Raw genomic sequence first — 19,961 nt, forward strand, 5'->3', positions numbered from 1 at the left:
GCTCTCAGGACTCGTTGTCGACGATCTGTCCTTCGAGCCGGTCGGCGTACTCGTCGCGCTGCGCGGCCGGGAGGTCGGTCGCCGTCTCTTCGTCGATGAGCGCGCCCAGCCGTACGTCGTAGGAGCCTCTCCCGACGTGTTCGACGAGCCCACGGAGCCTGAGCGTCCGGTTGCGCGCGTAGGCCGCCGTCCGGTCGCCCGAGCCGCCGGCCGAGAAGTGCGCGTTCAGCGGCGTCCCCGGCCCCTGTTCGACGTAGAACGCGAGCATCCGCCGGGTCTTTCCCTCCAGGTCGGCGATATCCGCCGCGAGGGCCGCGACGGCCTCCGGAACCGAGTCGTCGATGGGATCGATCGGTGCCGCTCGGGTCCCGCCGCCGGTGTCGGCTGCGACGCCGCCGTCCGACGACGAGCCGCCGGAATCGACAGACGCCATCGCCGCGGCGAACGCCGTCTCGGCGTCGTCGCCCTCCGCCTGGCCGTTGGCCGATGCCGCGTCGGGCTGGCCGTTGGTGGCCGTCGCGTCCGCCTGGGGTGGGCCGGCGTCCCCGCCGGACGCGGGCGGACTGTCCATCCCCTCCTCGGGCGCGAAGTCGCCGAACGCGTCGCCGAAGCCGCCACCGGAGGCCGCCGCCGGCTCCGCGTCCTCGGCAGGCGAGTCCTCGGCCGTCTCGGACGGCGAGCCCTCGCCGGCCTCCGCGAACCGCTCGCGCCGTCGGCGTTCTTCCTCCTTTGCGGTCCGCCCGGGGTTGTAGTCGTCGACGTGGTCGACCAGCGCGTCGGTGAACTGCTCGGCCATCCGGGAGAGGTCCCGTGCGTCCTGGAGTTCCCGCTCGGTTCCGCGATGCGTGAGTTCTTCTTGTCCAGTTCCTCGCGGAGTTCCTTGATGCGGTTCTCGGTGGCCTGTTTCTCGTCGCTGATCGTCTCCAGTTCCGAGACCAGGTCCTCGCTGACGGACTTCAGTTCCGGGCGCTCGAAGTCGTCGAGGCCGGGCGTCGCGCCGGCGTCGAACGTCTGCTTGCGCCGGAACTGGACCCGGTGGACGGCCTCGGCCCAGTCGGTCATCAGGAACGCCTCGCCGTCGCCGAGGTCCTCGACGGCGTCTGCGTAGTCGTTGTCGAGGATCCGCCCGACGACCTTGGTGTCGTTGTTCCAGGTCAGACGGTGCCAGACCAGCCAATCACACTGGGTGATGTAGTCTTTTTTCACGTCGGCCGGGCGTTGGCTGATGCCGACGATGCCCAGCCCGTGTTTCCGGCCGCGTTTCCCGATCTTGATGAGCATCTTCCCGACCTCGCCCATCGACCCCTTCTCGGGCATCCACTCGTGGCACTCCTCGACGAGCATCAGGAACGGCTGTTTCTGCTTTTTGGCCTTGGCGAACAGTTGCTTCGAGACTTCCGTCAGCAGCGTCTCGGCCTCTTCCTCGTCGAGGAACGACGAGATGTCCAGGATGATGGGGACGTTCTGCTCCAAGGCCAGCGAGGCGATCTTGCCCGCGTGGTCCTCCGTGACCTGGATGTCACACTCCTCGTCGCCGCCGACGTGGAGGATCTCGTACTCCTCTTTGAGGCCGTAGTACTCCCCGTCGATGTCGACGATGAGCAGCCCGAACCCGTTGTCGAGCAGTTTCTCCGCGATGACGCTCGCGGAGTTGCTCTTCCCGCTCCCGCTCTTCCCGGTGATGAAGCCGCGGCCAGTGAGCAGTTCGACGACCGGCAGGTTCACGGGTCTGTCGGGGTCCGTGTTTCCGCCGACGCCGGCGCTCGTGTCGGCGACGGTTATCTGTTCGGTCTCTGCCATTCGTGTCCCGACGGAGACACGCACACCTCATAACTCTCCGTCAGACAGGCGTCTTCCGTCCGCTGACGGGCTTGGTGGAGCAACCGCTATTGCGGTGGAGCCGTAACTATTTTTGTGGGTCGGTGACAGATGACACGGTACGAGACAGTCGTCGAGAACGGGAGCGTCTCCGTCGGTACCCCCGACGGTCGCATCGAGATCGCGCCGCTCGACGACATCGTCGCCGCCGTGGGCGGGCCGGCCTGGACGATCGAGTACACCGAGGCCTATCGCGAGCAGTTCCCCGGAGTCGACACCTCCGACGAGGGACTCACCGTCGACGTGGTCGATATGCTCCAGGCGATGACACACAGCGAGCAGTTCGTTCGGACGCTCGCCGCACAGCCGACGGCTGTCCCGCCCGACGACGTGCTCTCGCCGCGTGCGGGACTGTTCGTCGGGAAACTGCTGGAGAATCTGGAGCACGGGGTCGACTGAGTCAGCCGAATTCGTCGAGCGTCGTCTGGCCTCCCCTGTCGCCGTCGGCCACTCGGTCGGTCCCCGCCCGCTCCTGGAAGGCACCAAGCGGTGCCTGATCGACTGCCCTCCCCTCGCCGGGCTCCGGGCCGTCGTCGTCGGTCGTCTCGAACCCGTCGAGACTCGCCTGCTGGCCGGCCGAGAAGTCCAGGTTCGAGACGCGCACGCCGACTTTTCGGACCGCCGCACCGTCGAACTCCGTCAGCAGGTCTAGCGCGACCGACTCGACCAGATCGGCGTCTTCGACCGGCCCTGGCAACGACTGAGCGCGTGTGTTGACATCGAACGGGGGCGTGACGACCTTGATACCGATCGTCTGATACCGGGCCTCCTGTCGCCGTGCGCGGTCGGCGACGGCGTCGGCGAGCGTGCGGACGCGACGCCGGACCGTCTCACTCTCCTCGGTCGCCTCGGTGAACGCGGACTCCCGCGAGAGGCTCTTGGGGTCGCCTTTCGGGGTCACGTCGCGGTCGTCCTCGCCGCGGGCGAACCGGCGGATCTCCCGGCCGCGCTCGCCGAAGGCGTCGTCGAGGCGGTCCGGATCGGCACTGGCCAGGTCGCCGGCCGTCTCGATCCCCATGGCGGCGAGTTCTCTGGCCGTCACCGGCCCGACGCCGTGGACGGCCTCGACGGGCAGCGGCGCGAAGAAGTCCCGGACCTCACCGGGCTCGACGATGATCAGTCCGTCGGGCTTGTCGTGGTCGCTGGCGACTTTCGCCGCGCTCATCGTCGGGGCCAGGCCGACGCTTGCGACCACGCCGACCGACGCCTCGATCCGGTCTTTGAGATCGGTTGCCCACGCCCGAGCCTCGCTCCAGTCGACGGTGTCGCTGACATCGAGGTAGGCCTCGTCGATGCTCACCTCCCGGACGGTGTCGGCGGTGTCGTGGAGAATCGCCTTCACGTCTCGTCCGACCGACTCGTAGTAGTCCAGTTCGACCGGCCGGTAGAAGCCGGCCTCGGACACGTCACGCTCCGGGTCGTCGACGGCGTCGACCTTGCGCGGGAGGCGTTCGAGGGCGTCGGTTATCGGCATCGCCGACTCGACGCCGTACTCGCGGGCCTCGTAGCTGGCGGTCGCGACCGCCCCGTGGGTCTCTCCGGGTTCGTAGCCCATCCCGACGACGAGTGGTTCGCCCCGCAGCGCCGGCTCGCGCTGTCGCTCGCAGGCCGCGTAGAAGCAGTCCATGTCGACGTGGGCGAGGACCCGCTCGCGCCGGCTCGATCCCGGTAGTCCCAGCCCGTCCATGGCCGAGGGTAGATCCCCCCGCGCAAAATCGATGTCGCTGTCAGTCACGGTCGGCGGTGTAGACGGCCGTCGTCCCGTCGAGGCGGTCGAGGTTCGCGGCGAGTGTGTCCCGCTGGGCCTCGCTCGCGCCGGCCAGGAGTGTCACCTCGGCCACGCCGTCGAAGGGGTGTGCCTCCAGTTGGCTCCGGCCCTCGAAGAGCCGACCGTAGCCGTCGCTGCCCCACTCCACGTCCGTGGTAAACACCATCGCGTCGAACGACTGGCCGTAGTTGGCGTCGGCCTTCGTCGAGAGCGTATCGAGGCGCTGGCCGACCGCGGACAGTCCGCGCGTCTCCGGGAGCGCGAGGAGCAGGTCGGTCACCGGATAGGCGGGGTCGGCACCGAAATCCGGTGCGTACGCTCCCGGAATCCGTTCGAGTTCCGGCCCGTCGGTGACGCGGAACGCGACGAACCGCGCCAGTCCACCCCCGTACAGGTGGGCCTCCACGAGCGGGACCATCCCCTCGCCGAGCGGCGGGCGGTCGCCGAGTCGAACGACGGCACGCAGCGTGGTCATCTGGAACGACGGACAGCTACTGGTCGTGTCCGTATAAGAGTAAAGTTACCGGCGGGGTGGCCGTGCCCCGCAGGTGATCGGTCGGCCGCCGGTGCCAATCCCGGAACGATACGGCGGTGGTTCCCGCCGGGAGTCGTACGCTCCACGTTACCTATTGTCACGGTGCTACTTCAAGTTTGCCCTCGCCGAGACCGACTCGGATGTCGAGGGCGGCACGATGCCGGACGCCGAACGCGCTGTCGTCGTTTCGACCTGGTAGTCGCCCCGGGTCGGGTCGTCGGCTGTGTCGTCCGCCAGGACGCTGATCATCCGTTCACACCCCATCTCACACAGCTGGCCGCGAGCGCGAACGAGCGGTTCGACGACCACGGTCGAGTGCGGGTCGAACTCCGAGACATCGGTGATGACGGTAAAGCCCGGACTGAGGTGCCGGGCCGACGTGACCGCCTCGACAGCGAGGCGCTCTACCTCGTCATCGGTGAGTTGCCCCTGGAGAACGAGATGGAGTGTGTTCTGTCCCTGATCGGCGATAACGTCGTAGCGCGCTTGCGTCGGTTCCATACAAGCGAGGACACCCGCGTGGTGCCTCACTCCCCCTCCTTACTGGTAAGGGGCGGCTCGGCCGGGCCGCGCACACGAGGTCCCAGTCCCGGGTCGTGCCGACTCCGGGCCTGTGCCTATCGGCACCCGCCTCAGTCGCTCCCCTCCAACTGGTCCGGTGAGAGTTCCGCGTTGAGGACTTTCACACCCCGCTCGGTGATACTGTAGTAGGGGTGTGAGCCGCCGGACTCGTCGACAGTAACGAGCCCGCGTTTACAGAGTTCGTTGAGCCGCCCGCTCGTGTAGCCGCGGCTGAACCCGGCGTTGCGAGCGATGTTGCTCGGTGTCAGTTCGAGTGCCTTCGGTGGCCCCAGCACCGTGAGGATGGACTGGTCGGCCGCTTTCATCCAGTCCACTTTATTATACATTCACTCCGGCTAACGGGTACTGACATAAATCCTGTTCGGTCAGTTACAGTATCTGATACTCGCGTCAAGCGAAGATAACGAAATCGTCAGGTGGAACTAAGTTGGTCCCGGTGAACATCTCCCTGTATGAGTAGCTCAGTAGTCACGTGGGCGGAGGGTCGCCGTGGATTTCAGGTCACGCCTGGACGGCAGGGAGTCGACTGATGGCGCCACAACTCGACGCCGATTGGACACAGCTGAGCGCGTTCCAGCGTGACCTCCTGGTCGCGATCAGTCAGCTCAAACGCAGCGACGAGACGTGTTACGGGCTCGCGATCAAACGCGTCGTCGAGGACGTGTATCCCGAGACCGTGACACACGGCCGGCTGTATCAGAACCTCGACGAACTCGACGAGCAACACCTGATCGAGAAACGCCAGCTCGACCGCCGAACCAACGAGTACGTCATCACCGACGAGGGCACCGCGCTCCTGCGGACACACGCCGAGCTGTTGCAGTCCCTGGTGTAGCTCACACCGTCAGCCGTCGGACGGTCGTCCCCGCCGACTCGATGTCGCGTTCTGCCGCGGCTGCGACCAGGATATCGTTCTCCCCGTACTGGATCGCCAGCCGCTCTTCGAACGCGCCGTCGTCCGGTTCGACGAGCGCCGTGTCGGTCGGCGTCTTGATCGCGACGACCGCGGCGGTGGTCTCGCCGGTGACGACGACCTGGTTCCCCTCGAAGCTCGTGTCGACGTGGAGGCCGGGGCTCCTGTCGGGCCCGTGTCGGCCGCGTTCGCTGTATCGCTCGCGGACGAACGCCGGCGCCTCCGCCGGCCGGCCCTCGTCGATCCCGTGTGCGAGCCTGATGAACTGTGCCATCGCCCAGGCCAGCGGCGTCGCCGAGCCGGTCCCCTCGCCGTACTCCCAGTCGTACTCGGTGCTGTACTCCCGGTCCCAGACCTGCTCGGCGATCATCCGCCCGGAGTTGGCGAACCGCTGCATCGTCCGGAGGAGTTCCGTCGGGTCGAGCGCGCTCTCCTCGGTGTCGGCCAGCAGTTCGTACTCGCCGCGCTCGCCGGTCAGTAACGGCCAGAGGCGGCCCTTCCCGCTGTTTTCGAGCGCCCACGGCGCGCCGCTGTCCTCGCGGTCGCGCTCGCCGTAGCTGTCGCCGTTGTACCGGTAGAACGCCGCTCCGGCCGGCAGGTCGACGCGGATCGTCTCGTCGACTTCGGCCACGGAGTTGCGGATCGTCTCGTCGTCCCAGGGCGTGATCCCCAGCCGGACGAGTTCGAGGAAGCCGGCGTCGATGATGTCCCGCTCGTCGAGCTGTGGCCCGCCGTTTGCCAGCCGGCGCCGGAACCCGGTCTCCGGGTTGCCGTCGCGGGTGATCCGCAGGAAGTACGGCGTCCGGGCGTGCCTGTCGGTGCCGGTGTGGGTCGCGGTCCAGTTCTCGACCATGTTTGTCCAGCGGTCCGCGAGTGAGAGCCAGACCAGCGCGTCGGCCTCGTGGTCGGTCTCCAGCGCGATCTGTGCCGCCGAGGCCAGGCCGGCGATCTCGGCAGCGATCGTCGAGGGCGAGTAGCCCGACTCCTCCTCCCAGCGTTCCTGGCCGGTCGCCGGTCCGTTGCGGAGGACGTAGTCGGCCGACCGACGGACGTGTTCGTAGTCGTAGTCGACATCCTCGAAGCGATAGCCCCGTTCGAGTAGGCGGGCGGCCATCACCTGCGGGAACGAGATGTTGTCCATCTGCTCGCCGCCCCAGCGGGTGATCCCGTTGAGGTACGTGTTCTGCGGGATGAAGCCGTTCTCGTCCTGCTGGTACCGGTAGATGTACTCCAGTTGGGTGACGGCAGTCTCCATGTCGTCGACGAGTTCGAACGCGGTGAAGACCTGATAGAGGTCCCGCGCCCAGACGAAGTTGTAGCCGTACCCCTTGCGCTCCTCGGCGGTGACGGCTTCGCCCCACGGGACGGACGGGGAGGCGATCGAGCCCCCGAGGAAGGTCTTGTCCTCGACGGCCAGCAGCGTCATCAGCGCGGTCCGGTACTGGGCGGCCAGTTCGGGCTCGTCGGCGACGGACTCGGGGAGCGGACGGCCGTCGAGGAACGACTGCCAGGAGTCGACGTAGCCCGCTCTGACGGTGTCGTAGCCCGCTGCGAGCGCGCCCTCTGCCTCCCCGAGCGCCGCGGCGGTGTCGGCCTGTCGGGCGAAGCCGAGCGCGACGGTCTCGGAGAGCCGTTCGCCGGCCCCCAGTTGGCCGACGAGGACGACGCTGTCGTTCGAGATCGAATCTCGGGGATCGGGACGGACCCCTTCGGCGAAGAGGTCGCTGATCGGGTCGCTCCCGCTGACGCCGACGGTCGCCCAGTCGAAGCGGTCGGCCGCGACCATCGCCAGCGCGACCGAGTACCCCTCGCCGTCCTCGTCGACGAGTCGCGGTTCCGTCGAGGAGCCGGTGTAGGCGCTCGCGTCCCGGGCCGCCAGGTGGTAGCGGCCGGCTGGCCCAGGCGCAGTCCGCGGTCCCGCGTGCCGCTGTTCGCCAGAGCAACGTCCGCGGCCGCGAACAGGTCGTACTGGGCGCCGTCTCGTGCCTCGAACTCGATGTCAGCGACGACGGCGTCGTGGTCGGGATCGGCGGCGTACTCGACCGTGAGTTGCCACTCGTGACCCTGCCCGTCGCCGGTCTCCGTGACGACGTGGCGGAAACAGAGCGCGTCGTCGGCCGTCGGTTCGACCCGGCGCGCGACGGAGCCCTCGGCGCGGCCGGCGCCCTCGACGTGTGTCCTGACGGTGTAGTCGTCGGTCCGTGCCGAGACGATGAAATCCAGCGTCCGGAGGTTCATCAGGTCCACCCGCGGGAACCGGACCTCCGTCAGCGCGCCCGCGGTCAGCGTGAACCAGACCCGGGAGGGATCGTCGGCACGGTGGTCGGCGACGGTGCCGACGCCGAACTTCTCGCCGGTCGTCCATCGGGGTCGGTCGGGCGGTCCCGACGGCGACGGCGCCGCGCTCGGCAGGGCGTCCTGCGCCGCGAGCGTCGCGGTCGCCTGCAGTCGGTAGCCGTGGGCGAACCCCAGCGGCGTGCCGCTGTCGGCCCGGCCGTCGTCGTGAAGCTGTTCCGGGAGGTACCCAACGTCCGTCACCAGCGGCCCGTCGTGCTCGATGAGTCCGTACAACCCCGCAGCGCGCTCGAAGAAGGCCGTCCCGTCGCGACCGAACTCACCCAGGAGCACACCGAGTTTCGCGGCCGCGGCGGCCCCCATCGCCGTCGTCAACCCCCAGATCTTCTCGCCGTCCTGGCCCTCGGTCCGCCAGGTGTCGCCCTCGTAGCGGATCAGCCCCGCGACCGGTTCGCCGGCCGGGTTCCGGTAGAGGTCGTCGAGACAGGCGCTGACGTGATCGGTGAGCCGGTCGGCCGTCTCGTCGTCCAGATCGACGCCGTCGAGCGCCGCGTACGCGGCGAACCCGTCGACGAGCGCGAACGTCGCGGCGTCGAGTCGCAGATCCAGCCCGCCGTCGGTCAGCCGGAGGGCGTAGGTCCTGGTCGCGTCCTCCCAGAGCCGGTCCAGCCCGTCGGCGACCCGATCCGCGCAGGCTCGCGCCCGGTCGCGCAGGTCGTCGGCGACCGGTGCCCGAGCCACGGTCGCGAACGCTTCGAGGTAGGTGGCCGTCGTGTGGGTGAACTGCCCGACCATGTCCTCCCAGAGGTTCTGACACGGGCCGGGAAGCCCACCGTCGTCGAGATCCGCCTCCATCGCCTCGACGGCCGCCTCGATGGTGGTCCGGATCTCGCTGGCCGTCTCGGGCGACAGTCGGTCACGGCGATCACACAGTAGCGCCGCCAGAAACGCGGTCACGGTCGCCGTCTGGTCGGCCTGGTACTCCAGCGAGTCGTCGTCGTCCTCGACGTGTGCGTGGGCCCACCCCGGGGCGAGCGAGCCGTCACGCGCCCAGACGCGGTGTGGCCAGGTGCCATCCCGAGCTGGGTCCGGCAGTACAACTGTGCGCTCGCCACGAGTTCGTCGTCGATGTCCAGTCCCAGCGTCCCGGTCGAGGAGAGCAGCGACTGGGCGATGCGCGCGTCGTCCCTGAACCACGTGTAGCCGTAGCCCCCGGAGTCCCGGAAGAACGGATCGAACTCCGGGGCCGCGATCCGGCCGCCGCTGGGCGCTTTCAGGAGGTCGAGTGCCCGGAGGTCACTCCGGACCACGCGCTCGCGGACGACCCCCTCCGGGACGGTGATCTCGGTCCGTTCCCGCGCGGCCTCCTTGATGTCTCTGGCCCCCTGGAACCGGGCCGCACACTCCCGGAGGTCGCGGATCGCCGTCCCGCGGTCGATGTCGCCGTGGTCCGAGAGCTGTGTCACCAGTGTGGTTCGGAGTCCCCGTCCCTCGCGTTCGAGGGGCGCCTGGACGACGACATCGCCGCTCAGGTGGGTGTCCTCGTACCTGCGGCGCTGTCGCTCGCGGGGGAACTCGACCGGTTCGTCGGCCAGGATCTCGGGGAACCGCTCGGGGACCTGCCCGCGGATGCCCGATAGCCCGGTCGAGGCGGTGACGTAGTCGTGTTCGTCGTGGTGAAACACCTCGACGACCGCGCCGTCGGCGGGGCCTTTCTCCGGGTGGACGAGCCGGCCGACCTGTGTCTCCTTGCCCTCCGGTGCCATCGTCAGGAACGCGACCAGTTGCGCGTCCGGGGGGACCGCGCCGCGGAGTTCGACGTGCGTGAGGTGGGCACGCCCCAGCGTCAGGTCGTACTGGTGGACCGTGAACTCGCCGGCGTCGTACTCGGTCTCGATCAACGTCGTCTCGCGGTAGTAGTGCTGTCTGACCGTCTCCAGGTCGTCGAGCCAGATCGTCCGGCGCGGCGTCTTGACGCCGAACCGCGACCGGTCGATACCGTACAGTCCGGAGATCGCCGCGGAGTAGTCTCGGACGGTCCCCGCGGGAGCGACGTGGACGAGACGGTCGCCGTGCCCGGAGAACGCGCCCGTCGCTGCCGTCGACCCGTCGTCCCCTCGCTTGTAGTCGTTGAGTGCCGTTCGCAACCGCATCTTGCTGCCACCAACAGCCCGCACGGTAAAGTTCTCGTGGTGTGTGTTGACACCGGCGGCGGAACCGGCACCCCGACATCGGGAAACAGTATAAGTGAGTCCGCGGTCACGGTCCGGTATGAGCGACTCCGAGGACGCTTCCGGCGGACGATCGATTCCGATCTCCATCGATGTCGACATCGACGACGGCCGAACGGTCATCACCGCGACGGGCGACCGAGACGCCGCCGTCGTCGTCGAATCCCGATCGGGCGAACGGATCTACCTCCCACCGGAGGACTTCGAACGGCCGCCCGACTCCGCCGCCGACACGCCACACGCGGACAGTCCGTATCAGTCCGTGGAGTCGGATAGCCCGTACCAGTCCGCAGATTCCGACAGTCCCTACCAGCCCGCGGAGTCGGACAGCCCGTACCAGTCGGCCGATAACTCCGACAGCCCGTACCAGTCAGGCGGCGACGTGAGCGAGCGCGCCGGACTCTCGCCGACGGGCGACGGGTTCCGAATCGTCCACCCGGAGCCGGTCACCGATCTCAGAGTCCTGCGCTGATCAGGTTCCGGCTTCGTCGTCCGAGGCCTCGGATTCCGTCCCCGCGGCGATCGACTTGTACAGGTCCGCGTGGTCCTCGGCGACTTCGTCCCAGGTCCGGACATCGTACTCGATCGGGGTATCGAGTGTCAGCCCGTACTCGATCCCGTCCGCGATGGAGTCGGACTGGGGCTCGACCTCGATGAGGCAGTCCTCGGGGAGCACTTCCGCGGCCCCGGCGTTGCTCGCGACGACGCGGGTCCCGACCGAGAGCGACTCGGTGAACGTGATGCCGAACGGCTCCGAGAGCGAGGGCGAGACGAACAGGTCCGCGCTAGCGTAGTAGTCGCCCAGTTCCTCCTCGGGCAGGTAGCCGACGAACTCGACCTGATCCTCGATCCCGAGCAGTTCGGTAAACCGCTTCAGTTGCGCGGTGAGGTGCCCCGATCCGCCCAGAACGAGCGTCAGGTCGTCACGACGAAGCTTCGAGAGCGCGTACAGGAGATACGAGATGCCCTTCTGGTCGGTGTGGCGGCCGACGAAAAAGAGCATCTCGCCGTCGATACCCAGTTCGGCCTTGATGTCCCGGCCAGTGGCCTCGACCGAGGAGAAGCCGTTGTAGATGACCTGTGCCTCGCGGCCGTACTCCCGTCGGATCTTGCCAGCGGTGTACTTGCTGACGGCGACGAGGTGGTCCGCGCGGTTGACGATCCGCTGTTCGGTCTGGACCTCCCGTTCAGGGGGCTCCATGTTGCGGTCCGAGGACAGCGAGTGGAAGGTCGTCACCCACTCGACATCGTGGGTCGACTGCGCACGCGAACCGGGGTTGTAGCCGAACCAGTCGTTCGTGTGGACGATATCGGCGTCGGCCGCCCGGTCGACGAACTCCCCGGAGAGCCGGCCGATCCGGGTGATGATGTCACCCTCGCCGGTCGGGACGCCGTGGATGTTCTCGTAGCCGTCGGGGGCGTACTCCGCTGGCAACACGAGTTCGATGTCGACATCGTCTCTCGTGGTGAGTCGTTCGAACAACTCGCCGACCGCCGTGTCCAGTCCACCGGTCACGTTCGGCGGGAACCCCCATGCCAGCATCAGGACCTGTGTAGCCATCACGTAGACGATTGACGGTGGGATACTTATACTGTTGGCCGGAGAGCCCCCGGTCGCGGTCACTCCTCCGTCGTCGACCCCTGAAGATGTGTCTCACACACATATCAGGCAGAAAGGAAAAAGAGATACTTCCCCCCGAGAGAGCCGGTATGGACGCAATTGTTCTGGCAGGTGGGTACGCAACGCGACTCTGGCCGATCACGCGAAACCGTCCGAAGATGCTCCTCCCGGTGGGCGAGGAGACGATCATCGACGGGATCCTCTCGGATCTGGAAGCCGACGACCGTGTCTCGGACGTGTACATCTCTACGAACGAGTACTTCGCCGATGAGTTCGAGGAGCATATCGAGGAGAGCGACTTCGAGAAACCACAGCTCTCGATCGAGGACACGACCGACGAGGACTCGAAGTTCGGTGTGGTGGGTGCGCTGTCACAGCTCATCGACCGCGAGGGGATCGACGACGACATGCTGGTCGTCGCCGGCGACAACCTGATGGGCTTCGATATCGGCGAGTTCGCCTCCTTCTTCGAGGAGACCGGGACGCCCTGTATCGCCGCCTACGACGTGGGGTCGAAGCAGCGAGCCACGTCCTACGGCGTGGTCGAACTCGACGGGACGCAGGTCGTCGGCTTCCAGGAGAAACCGGACAACCCCAAGAGCACGCTCTGTTCGATCGCGTGTTACGCGTTCCCCAGCGAGACGCTCCCCCTGTTCGACGAGTACCTGGCCGAGGACAACAACCCCGACGAACCGGGTTGGCTGATGCAGTGGCTCGCCGAGCGCGACGCGGTCAACGCCTTCACGTTCGACAGCTACTGGTACGACGTGGGCGAGGCCGACGCCTACATCGAGGCCGTCCAGTGGGCGCTCGGCGACGACACGATCGTGGCCGACAGCGCGACGGTCACCAACAGCAAACTCGGCGACAACGTCCACGTGATGGCCGACGCGACCGTCACCGACGCGACGCTCGAAGATACGGTCGTGTTCCCGGGCGCGACGGTCGAAGACGCGGCCATCGAGTGGTCGCTGATCGACCGCGAGTCGGTGGTCTCGGACGTGGACCTCCAGCGGTCGCTCATCGGCGAGCACTCGAAGGTCAGGTAACGGACCCGATAGTTGAAATCCCTCCGCGGTGAACTGGCGGGTATGCGTTTCAGTCGCCGCAGCGGCGTGTTCCTGCATCTCACTTCGCTCCCGAGTCCCCACGGCATCGGCGATCTCGGTGCCGGCGCCCGGTCGTTCGTGGACTTTCTGGACCGATCAGAGCAGTCACTCTGGCAGGTCTGCCCGCTCGGGCCGACCGCCGCGATCCACGGCCACTCGCCGTACCAGGCCTTCTCGGGGTTCGCCGGCAACCCGCTGCTCGTCGATCTGGAGTGGCTCGTCGACCGTGGGTACCTCGACAGCGAGACGGCGGCCCCGCCCGCCGGCATCGACGCCGAGGAAGTGAACTACGAGGTCGTCGCCCAGTTCAAACGCGAGTGCCTACGGGCCGCGTTCGACGACTTCCGGGAGACGGCCACGGAGGCCGACAGGGAATCGTTCGCACAGTTCCGAGACCGCGAGTCGGGCTGGCTCTCCGACTACGCCCTGTTTCGCGCGCTCAAGCGGGAGTTCGACGGCGCGCTCTGGACGGAGTGGCCGGACGACGTGACGACCAGAGAGCCCGATACCCTCGCGACCTACCGCGAGGATCTGGCCGACGAGATCGAGTTCCGGGAGTTCTGCCAGTGGGTGTTCGACGAGCAGTGGCGCGACCTGCGCGCCTACGCGAGCGACCGTGGGATCGACCTGATCGGCGACCTGCCCATCTACGTCGCGCTGGACTCTGCCGACGTGTGGGCCTCGCCCGAGGCGTTCCGACTCGACGACGACCACCGACCGACGGCCGTCGCCGGGGTCCCGCCCAACACCGGCGACAGCGGCCAGCGCTGGGGCAACCCCGTCTACGACTGGGACCACCTCGCCGAGACGGGCTACGAGTGGTGGCTGGGACGGCTCGACAGACTGTTCGATATGGTCGACATCGCGCGGATCGACCACTTCAAGGGGTTCGACGAGTTCTGGGCGATCCCGGCCGACAGCGACGACCCAGCCAACGGGGAGTGGCTCGACGGCCCCGGCGCCGCGTTCTTCGAAGCGGTCCGCGACCGGTTCGGAAATCTCCCCTTTATCGCCGAGGATCTGGGGTTCGTCGACCACAGCAGCTACGACCTCCGCAGCCAGTTCGACTTCCCCGGGATGCGCGTCCCCCAGTACGCCGACTGGTGTGAGGAAGGGAACATGTACCAGCCGATGCACTTCCCCGAGAACAGCGTCGGCTACACATCGACCCACGACACCGACACCGTCGTCGGCTACTACCACTCCCTGGGCGACCGCCAGCGCGAGTGCCTGCACTACAATCTCGGCTCGGACGGCGAGGATGTCCACTGGGACATCGTCGAAGCGGTCTGGAACGCCGAGTCGACCATCGCCATGACGACGATGCAGGACCTCCTGGGACTGGGGAGCGACGCGCGGTTCAACACCCCGGGAACGACCGACGGTAACTGGGCCTGGCGTGTCACCGACGCGCAACTCGACGACGATATCGCCACCGAACTCCAGTTGATCACCGACGCGACGATCCGTTGATCAGGCCCGGCTCAGCCTGGCGACCACGTCGTCCAGCCACTCGGGGGTGTCGAGGTCCGCCAGCGTCCCGTCCCGTTTCGTCGTCACGATCTCGCTGCCCCCGTCCCGGGTCACGTCTACCCGCCAGGTCCGGCCGTCGTCGGTACTGAGATCGAACCGCGCGCCGCCGTCGGGGAGCGCGTCGACGTGTTCGACGGTCACGACATCGCCGGTGTAGACCTCGATGGTGTCTGGCATCACCAGTCGGTAGCCGCCGCCGTCGTAAAAATGTCCGAGTAGACCGCCCCCGGATAACAGTTCCCTACCGAACGAAGCGGTCGTATAACTAACTGTCCTGCTCTCGTCTGTGTACGTGTGGGCGACCGGCCCACAGCCTCTGACACCGTCCCGGTACCCCTACCCATACCCTTTCGGGACGGATTTATCGAAGTTCCACGACCGACGAGCGCCGTGGCTGTCCCCACGAGATCGAAAAACGGGAAAACGCGGTCGGTCAGTTACGCTTCGGGACCGGAGTCCTGGCCGAGCGTCGCCGAGGAGTCGCCTTCCTGGGCCTCGTAGACGACGCGGATGTCGTAGTCGTTACTGACACCAACGTCAACGCTGCTCCCAGCAGAGATTTCAGAACCACTGCTGTATCCGGCCGTGGTCCAGTCGCCTGGTGAGTCCATGTCGAGTGGTGGTCCGCCAGCGATAGACCCGGAACTGACGAAGTCGCTCAGAATCACCACGAACGTACAACTCCTGCGCGACAATAGTGTCCCCACCATCGTGCGTGATTGAGAGTACACCGTTCCCGCCACCCCTGCCTCGAAGTCGAACGAGAAGCTCGCCTGCGGCGTTGCGCTCTGTGTCTGATCGCCCAGTCCGAGTACGAACGACGCGATGACGGCGGCGAGGATGACCGTGATCGCAACCATCAGGATGACGCCGATGACCGGCGACACTGCGTCGTCGTCTTCGAACAGTTCTTTGATTCGCATACACCGCTCCGATATCAGGCGATTGGAATAAATACATCAGACGTTTTATTCGCCGAAATACCGTTCAATTTCGGCTTGAAACCGCAAAAATAGGAAGCTCAGCGGGTGAGGTACCTCGCCAGTCCCGGGCGATTTCAACACTCCGTGGCCGGCTTCAAATCCGGCTTGATTCCGCGTTGGCCCGTTGTGTACTCGCTCGCGACACCGGTTGATCGCGGTGAATCGGACAGAACGATCTCGAAACCGGGGTAGTGCGGCCGTCTCGGTCGAGTTTCCGGCGCCCGCGGTAGCGGCGTATCTGTAGCGTCCGCAGCCCCGTCGTGTTCGCTCGTGCGCTTCAGCGGTGCGACACACGGCGCTCGCTTTCGCCAGCCGAACGACGACCCGGCTCCGTCTCGTCCCGCTCCGGACCTCTCGGCTGTCGACAACCGGAGGTCGTCGGCTACGAAACCACGGAGGGTGTCGTGGTGATTCCGATATCGCCGAAGACGAACCGGGTTCCGTCAGTCGTCGACTCGACCGCCCCGCTCCATCCGTGCCCGGAGACGATCCGTTCGACGATGAGGAGGCCGAGCCCGCGCCGACCCTCGGTGTAGTCGCCATCGAACAGCGACGCCGCGATCGACTCCGGTAGCCCCGGGCCGGTGTCTTCGACGACGAACCCGTCGTCGGTCCCTGCGACCGTCACCGTCACGTCCGCCTCGCAGTGCTCGTCGACGTTGCGAAAGAGGTTCTCGAACAGCTTGCCGGAGCCGCGATTCGTCGGCGTGGATCGTCCGGTCGTCGACGACCGTGAGCGTCGCCGTCGCGGGGTCGACCGTCTTCCAGGCGGTCCGTGCGACCGTCGAGAGCTGGACCGACTCGCGTTCGCCGACATCGACGCCGTCGCGGGCGAGCGAGAGCGTATCGGCGATCAGCGTCTCCATCCGGTCCAGCGAGTCCAGCGCGGTCCCGAGATACCCCGATTCGGGGTCGTCGACCGTCTCGGCGACGAGTTCGGTGTACCCGTACGCGGTCGTCAGGGGGTTGCGCAGATCGTGAGCGAGCATTCCGGCGAACTCGTCGAGGCGTTCGTTCTGTGCATCGAGCGCCTGGTAGTGGCGCTCGCGCTCGATCTCGTGACCGATCCATCTGGTGAGTAGCTCCACGAACCGCTGTTCGTCCTCGTCGAACGGCTCCTCGCGTGGTGTTTCGCTGGAGAAACACAGCGTCCCGTAGATGTCGCCGTCGACTCGGACCGGCGCACCGACGTAACACTGCAGACAGGTGGCCTCGCGGGCGATATCGTCGCTGTACGCCGACGCACCGGCGTCGGCGACCGTCAGAACCTCCCGGCCGTCGACGACGTGGCGACACCAAGTCGTCTCCAGATCGTGGATCGTCCCCGCCCGGAACTCGCCGCTCTCGATCGTCGAGTCGACAACCTCGTACTCGCCGTGTCCCGTGTACGAGAGGACTCCGTAGTCGACACCGAGCCTGTCCCGACCGATCGTGATGGCCTGTTCGATCTTCCGACCGAGCGTGGCCGACGGATCGCTGCCCAGCTCGTACAGGTCACGGAAGTAGTTCCGGCGTTCCGGTTCGGACATATCGGCGGTTGCTCACCGACCCACTAATCGTCCCCGATCGAAAAGCCGGCCCGCTCCATCGTACCCCAGGAGTCGACGCCGGCGAGGTACTCGACGAACCCGCGCCAGGCGACCAGCGTCTTCCACTGCCGGTAGCCGAAGTTCTCCAGGACACCGTACCAGAGCAGACGCAACACCTGCCAGGGACTGTCGTACCGGTTGAAGCTCCAGACCTCGCTGAAGACGCCGAACCAGGAGAGAAACACCCCGAACCCGGTCGTCAACAGGAAGAAGACGAGGAAAAACTCCACGTCCAACAGGCCGAAATACCACGCGAGGGGCAACAGGACGTAGCCGAGCCCCTCGATCAGCGGGCCGATCGTCTCCGCCAGCACGAAGAAGGGCATGACGGCCGTCCCGAGGCGGTCGTACTTCGGGTTGAACAGCATCCGCCAGTGGGTGACGAGCGTCTCGACCATCCCCCGGTACCACCGTCGCCGCTGGCGGCTGAGTACCCGCCGCGTCGCGGGCACTTCGGTCCAGGCGACCGGCTCGGGGACGAAATCCACGGTGTACTCGCGGTCGGTCTCTTTCAGATAGCGATGGAGGCGGACGACGATGTCGAAGTCCTCCGTGATCGTGTCCTGCCGATACCCCCCGATCTCTCGGACGGCGTCGGTCTGGAACAGGCCGAACGCCCCCGAGATGAGGATGAGCCCGTTGATCCGGTTGAGCCCGAGCCGCCCGGAGTAAAACGCCCGGAGATACTCCATCACTTGCAGGCCGGGGAGCCCGGTCTTCGGGAGCGAGACCTCCTTCACGACCCCGTCCTCGATCCGGCAGTCGTTGGCGACGCGGATGACGCCGCCGGAGGCAACGGCCGTCGTCGGCGCTTCGAGGAACGGTCTGACGAGCGACAGCAACGCCTCGCGGTCGATGACGGTGTCGGAGTCGACCGCACAGAACAACGGCATATCGGTGAGCCAGACGCCGGCGTTGAGCGCGTCGCTCTTGCCGCCGTTTGCCTTGTCGACGACCAGCAACTCCTCGTAGACCCGTGAGCGGTACACGCGGTCGATCTGCTCGGTCGGGACCTCGAACGGGACTTCGGCGTCCACCGGTTCCAGTTCGAAGGCGTCGATCAACCGCTCGACCGTCTCGTCGGTCGATCCGTCGTTGACGACGACGACTTCCAGTTCCGGATAGTTCAGCGACAGCATCGACCGGACGCTCTCGACGATCGTCGCCTCCTCGTTGTACGCGGGGACGACGACGCCGATCCCGGGGTAGAACGGCGTGGTGAACTTCCGGAACGGCGGGTCCCACTGGGACTCGCGAACGTCGTCCCGAAGCTCCAACAGCGCCAGGACGTGCAACAGCAGATAGCCCGCGTTGACGACGGTGTAGTACCCGACGACGAACAGTGCGAACAGCACCAGTGCTGTGCCGAGGACGTGTTCCGGCGAGTGCATCCTATCCACCCACCGTCTCGGTGGCCGTCTTGCCGGCGAGCCGGTCGTACTCCGAGTGTTCGAAACTCCACTCCCAGGCGGGTCCAAGAACCGCTGCCACGTCGTGATCGACGCGGTCGCGCCGCCCCACCAGAGCCGTGGTTCCGATCGTGAGCGCCCGGGGGTCGGCCTCCTCGACGAGCGCGAAGAGGAGAACCGTGAGCGCTTCCCGGTCGCCCCACGCGGCGAGCATCTCGTAAACTGCCGCGCGGACGCGAGGGGTGGGATCGCCGGTCGCCCGTTCGAGGAACACCTGGTCACGGAGCGACGGCCGCCAGCCGAAACTCCCCAGTGCGTCGGCCGCGGCCGCGCGGATCGCGTCGTTCTCCGTTTCGAGCGCGGCGGTCACCCACTCCAGGCTCCCGTCCCTGACGCTCGTCTCCAGATGGGCACAGACAGCGAGGACCTGCGCGAGGAGCGGTTCGGGCCAGTCGCGGTAGTCGCTGCCCGCCGCGCGCAACAGCGGCGCGGGTTCGGTCCGGGCGACGCGATACAGCGTGTCCTGTCCGAACACGGTGAACTGTTCGTCCGCCCCATCGAGCAGCATCGAGATCCTCGTCTCTGCGTCCGGCAGTCGGTCGGTCGCCTGGAGGAGCGTGACAGCCGCCGCTCGCTCTCGTGGCGTCCGTGGCTCGAACGAGGACTCGAAGTACGGCTCCGGTCGGCGCAGGAGCGTCAACCAGGTGAGTGCGTGTAACCGCTGGTACTCGCCGCCGTCGTCGAGCCGACGGCGGGAGCGGTCGGGGATACCCAGGGCATCGCCCAACTCTCTGAGCCGGTCCGCGTCGCCGCCGTCGAGTTCCCGGAGGTGCTCGTCGAGCAGCGACTCGATAACCCGGCGCTCGACGCGGGAGCAGTCGGCAACCCAGTCCTCCCAGTCGGGGTCGGGACTGAACAGCCGGCCGAGCAGTTCCTCCCGGAGGGCCGGTCGGACCCGGTCCCGCCGGGTGTCCTGTACCGAGCGGTAGACCGACAGCCCGATAGTGAGATAGAAGGAGACGGCGAGTGCGAGTCCGACGACGAGTGCGACGGCGACCAGGACGACCGTCGTCGGAACCGCGTAGCCGAACGCGGTCACGTCCCCCGTCTGGAGGACGATCGGCTCACGCATCGATCTGTCTCCGGATCCTGGCGACCAGCTCCGCGCTTCGGAACGGCTTCGTCACGTAATCGTCCACGCCGGCGTCGAACCCCTCTAGGACGTGCTCCTCCCGGCCACGCGAGGTGAGCATGACGATCGGTAAATCCTGTGGGACTGCCAGCTCCCCGTTGCGGATCATCCGGACCAGTCGAGTGCCGTCGAGCCGTGGCATCATCACGTCCAGGACGATCAGATCGGGTTCGTAGTCGGTTCCGAGGAGGTCGGCCGCCTCGCGTCCGTCTTCACAGAGTCGCACGTCGTAGTCGGCCGCCTCCAAGCGGTGGGCCACCAGCCACCTGATCGTTTCGTCGTCGTCGACGACGAGTACCTCACCTACCATCTACGCACCGCCT

General features: G+C 67.0%; 16 protein-coding genes and 3 pseudogenes. 5 read left to right on the forward strand and 14 right to left on the reverse strand.

Annotation, left to right across the window (positions count from 1 at the left end):
- Positions 1-4: 4 nt before the first annotated feature.
- Positions 5-1,800: pseudogene (locus P1L40_RS18360) on the reverse strand (helicase HerA domain-containing protein).
- A gap of 129 nt (positions 1,801-1,929) precedes the next feature.
- On the opposite strand from P1L40_RS18360, the gene P1L40_RS18365 reads away from it, so the two are divergent.
- The gene (locus P1L40_RS18365; RefSeq protein ID WP_284009163.1) at positions 1,930-2,277 is read left to right on the forward strand and encodes a hypothetical protein; all 348 of its coding nucleotides are present in this window, start codon (positions 1,930-1,932) and stop codon (positions 2,275-2,277) included.
- Position 2,278: 1 nt separating this feature from the next.
- On the opposite strand, the gene dinB is transcribed toward P1L40_RS18365, so the two are convergent.
- The 4 genes from dinB to P1L40_RS18385 all read right to left on the reverse strand — a co-directional run bounded on the left by dinB (position 2,279) and on the right by P1L40_RS18385 (position 5,089).
- The gene (gene dinB / locus P1L40_RS18370; RefSeq protein WP_284009165.1) at positions 2,279-3,565 is read right to left on the reverse strand and encodes a DNA polymerase IV; all 1,287 of its coding nucleotides are present in this window, start codon (positions 3,563-3,565) and stop codon (positions 2,279-2,281) included.
- A 40-nt stretch (positions 3,566-3,605) separates the two neighbouring features.
- Positions 3,606-4,121: a hypothetical protein gene (locus P1L40_RS18375; protein ID WP_284009166.1), complete on the reverse strand. Its 516-nt coding sequence runs from the start codon at positions 4,119-4,121 to the stop codon at positions 3,606-3,608.
- A 165-nt stretch (positions 4,122-4,286) separates the two neighbouring features.
- Entirely contained in the window at positions 4,287-4,682 is a 396-nt protein-coding gene (locus tag P1L40_RS18380) for a hypothetical protein (protein ID WP_284009167.1), read from the reverse strand.
- Positions 4,683-4,813: 131 nt separating this feature from the next.
- Entirely contained in the window at positions 4,814-5,089 is a 276-nt protein-coding gene (locus P1L40_RS18385) for a hypothetical protein (RefSeq protein ID WP_284009168.1), read from the reverse strand.
- A 203-nt stretch (positions 5,090-5,292) separates the two neighbouring features.
- Between P1L40_RS18385 and P1L40_RS18390 the strand changes: the two genes are divergently transcribed.
- Positions 5,293-5,598 (forward strand): PadR family transcriptional regulator, encoded by a 306-nt coding sequence (locus tag P1L40_RS18390; RefSeq protein ID WP_284009169.1) that lies wholly within the window; start codon positions 5,293-5,295, stop codon positions 5,596-5,598.
- A 1-nt stretch (position 5,599) separates the two neighbouring features.
- On the opposite strand, the pseudogene P1L40_RS23595 reads toward P1L40_RS18390, so the two are convergent.
- Positions 5,600-10,124 (reverse strand): annotated as a pseudogene (locus P1L40_RS23595) (DUF7997 domain-containing protein).
- 118 nt (positions 10,125-10,242) lie between these two features.
- On the opposite strand from P1L40_RS23595, the gene P1L40_RS18410 reads away from it, so the two are divergent.
- Positions 10,243-10,674, forward strand: a complete 432-nt coding sequence (locus P1L40_RS18410) for a DUF7510 family protein (protein ID WP_284009174.1) — start codon at positions 10,243-10,245, stop codon at positions 10,672-10,674.
- Here P1L40_RS18410 and P1L40_RS18415 read toward each other — a convergent pair whose 3' ends face one another.
- Positions 10,675-11,763 (reverse strand): glycosyltransferase family 4 protein, encoded by a 1,089-nt coding sequence (locus tag P1L40_RS18415; protein WP_284009176.1) that lies wholly within the window; start codon positions 11,761-11,763, stop codon positions 10,675-10,677.
- 149 nt (positions 11,764-11,912) lie between these two features.
- Here P1L40_RS18415 and P1L40_RS18420 point away from each other — a divergent pair, with 149 nt between their 5' ends.
- Both P1L40_RS18420 and malQ read left to right on the forward strand, forming a co-directional pair.
- Positions 11,913-12,872 carry a nucleotidyltransferase family protein gene (locus tag P1L40_RS18420; protein ID WP_284009177.1) on the forward strand — a complete coding sequence of 320 codons (960 nt, stop codon included), beginning with the start codon at positions 11,913-11,915 and terminating at the stop codon, positions 12,870-12,872.
- Between the two features lie 42 nt (positions 12,873-12,914).
- Positions 12,915-14,405 (forward strand): 4-alpha-glucanotransferase, encoded by a 1,491-nt coding sequence (gene malQ / locus P1L40_RS18425; protein WP_284009178.1) that lies wholly within the window; start codon positions 12,915-12,917, stop codon positions 14,403-14,405.
- Here malQ and P1L40_RS18430 read toward each other — a convergent pair whose 3' ends face one another.
- From P1L40_RS18430 to P1L40_RS18460, 7 genes and pseudogenes are all read right to left on the reverse strand, one after another.
- Positions 14,406-14,642, reverse strand: a complete 237-nt coding sequence (locus tag P1L40_RS18430) for a hypothetical protein (RefSeq protein WP_284009180.1) — start codon at positions 14,640-14,642, stop codon at positions 14,406-14,408.
- A 260-nt stretch (positions 14,643-14,902) separates the two neighbouring features.
- Positions 14,903-15,388, reverse strand: coding sequence for a type IV pilin N-terminal domain-containing protein (locus tag P1L40_RS18435; RefSeq protein ID WP_336402172.1), 486 nt, complete (start codon positions 15,386-15,388; stop codon positions 14,903-14,905).
- A gap of 442 nt (positions 15,389-15,830) precedes the next feature.
- Positions 15,831-16,265, reverse strand: a complete 435-nt coding sequence (locus tag P1L40_RS18440) for an ATP-binding protein (protein WP_284011090.1) — start codon at positions 16,263-16,265, stop codon at positions 15,831-15,833.
- 70 nt (positions 16,266-16,335) lie between these two features.
- Positions 16,336-16,977, reverse strand: a pseudogene (locus tag P1L40_RS18445) (GAF domain-containing protein); the annotation flags it as partial.
- 23 nt (positions 16,978-17,000) lie between these two features.
- The gene (locus tag P1L40_RS18450; RefSeq protein WP_284009182.1) at positions 17,001-18,428 is read right to left on the reverse strand and encodes a glycosyltransferase family 2 protein; all 1,428 of its coding nucleotides are present in this window, start codon (positions 18,426-18,428) and stop codon (positions 17,001-17,003) included.
- Position 18,429: 1 nt separating this feature from the next.
- The gene (locus P1L40_RS18455; protein WP_284009184.1) at positions 18,430-19,578 is read right to left on the reverse strand and encodes a HEAT repeat domain-containing protein; all 1,149 of its coding nucleotides are present in this window, start codon (positions 19,576-19,578) and stop codon (positions 18,430-18,432) included.
- Positions 19,571-19,948 carry a response regulator transcription factor gene (locus tag P1L40_RS18460; RefSeq protein ID WP_284009186.1) on the reverse strand — a complete coding sequence of 126 codons (378 nt, stop codon included), beginning with the start codon at positions 19,946-19,948 and terminating at the stop codon, positions 19,571-19,573. The genes P1L40_RS18455 and P1L40_RS18460 overlap by 8 nt, the downstream gene beginning before the upstream one ends.
- Positions 19,949-19,961 lie beyond the last annotated feature (13 nt).

The organism is Haloarcula pelagica (genome assembly GCF_030127105.1).
GTDB classification, from domain to species: Archaea; Halobacteriota; Halobacteria; order Halobacteriales; family Haloarculaceae; genus Haloarcula; species Haloarcula pelagica.